General features: G+C 60.8%; 1 pseudogene. It reads left to right on the top strand.

The annotated features are described in order from the left end of the window. Nucleotides 1-1,506 (top strand): annotated as a pseudogene (locus Q0964_RS09955) (oligosaccharyl transferase, archaeosortase A system-associated); the annotation flags it as partial.

Raw genomic sequence — 1,506 nt, 5'->3', positions numbered from 1 at the left:
TTGCGTGATATTGACGGATACCAGGCGCTTGCGGTGATAGCGACAGTCCTCCTGATACTCGGTCCGGTGCTTTTAGTCCCGATTTCGGTTGGGGGAGGGACAACACAGACGTCCTGGGAAGCCGCCGAGAACACTGGCCCCGGTTCAGTCACGGTGTGGGACGAGTCGCTTGGATGGATGCAGACGAACACGCCAGAAGAGGGTAACCTCGGCGGCGCGGGCAACACAGACCAGATGGAGTATTACGGCACTTACCAGCTGACTGATGACTTCGAGTACCCAGCAGGTGCCTACGGCGTGATGTCGTGGTGGGACTACGGGCACTGGATCACCGTCCGTGGTGAACGGATCCCCGTCGCGAACCCATTCCAGCAGAACGCCAACGTAGCAGCGAACTTTCTGCTTGCGCCGAACGAGACGCAGTCCGAGAACGTGTTGACGTCTCAAAGTACCGAGGGCAATCAGACCCGGTACGTGATGGTGGACTGGCAGATGGCGACGCCGGGGTCGAAGTTCGGCGCTCCAACAGTGTTCTACGACGCTGAAGAAAACGTCTCCCGGAGCGACTTCCTCCGGACGATGTACCGGTTCGACGACTCGAACCAAGGACAGTTCCTCGGCACCTTCCCACTGCGTACAGACCGGTTCTACGACAGCACGATGACGAAGCTATACTACTACCACGGCAGCGCTCGCGCACCGTCGCCGATCGTCGTCGACTGGGAGCCTCGGCAGGTTCAGACGGGGAGTGGCGAGGGCGTTACGCTCCCGTCGAATCCGCAGGGGCAGGACAGCTTTGTGCGCACGTTCGACAATATGAGTGCGGCCGAGGCGTACGTTGAAGAGGACGGAACCGCCCAGATCGGCGGGCTTGGGTCATTCCCGACCCAGCGTGTAGAGGCCTTAGAGCACTACCGCCTCGTGCGGATGAGTCAGACCACCGCGAGAGATCGGATCCTCCAGACGGTCGGCCGCGGCGCACAGATTGCGGGCGCTAACCCCCGAGCAACAGTCCCAAGTAATCCCGCGTGGCTGAAGACCTTCGAGCGAGTGCCCGGCGCGACGATCGAGGGCAGTGGTGCGCCCGCAAACACCACAGTGACCGCGAGCACGGAGCTCCGAATCCCGACCACGAACTCGACGTTCACATACACCCAGCAAGCGGAGACGAACGACGACGGGGAGTTCGAGATGACGGTGCCGTATGCGACGAGTGATTATAGCGAGTATGGCCCGGAGAACGGGTACACAAACGTAAGCGTGCGAGCAACGAGTCCATACGTGGTTTCAACACCCGCAGCGCTCGGCGATAATGGGTCAATCGTCACGTACCGAGCAAACCTATCGGTACCCGAAGGACAGGTCAACGGTGACGAGAGCGGGACAGTGAGCGTCGAATTGGAGCGAAACGCGGAGGAACTATCACTTGGCGGCGGATCAGGTGGCGAGGGATCGGACGACGAGTCCAGTTCTGAGACGCAGTCGACGCTGCATGATCCGGCGGTT

Source organism: Halorientalis sp. (assembly GCF_028275115.1).
Classification (GTDB): domain Archaea; phylum Halobacteriota; class Halobacteria; order Halobacteriales; family Haloarculaceae; genus Halorientalis.
The sequence above is the reverse complement of the archived record's forward strand: the minus strand, read 5'-3'. Positions and strand labels throughout refer to the sequence as shown.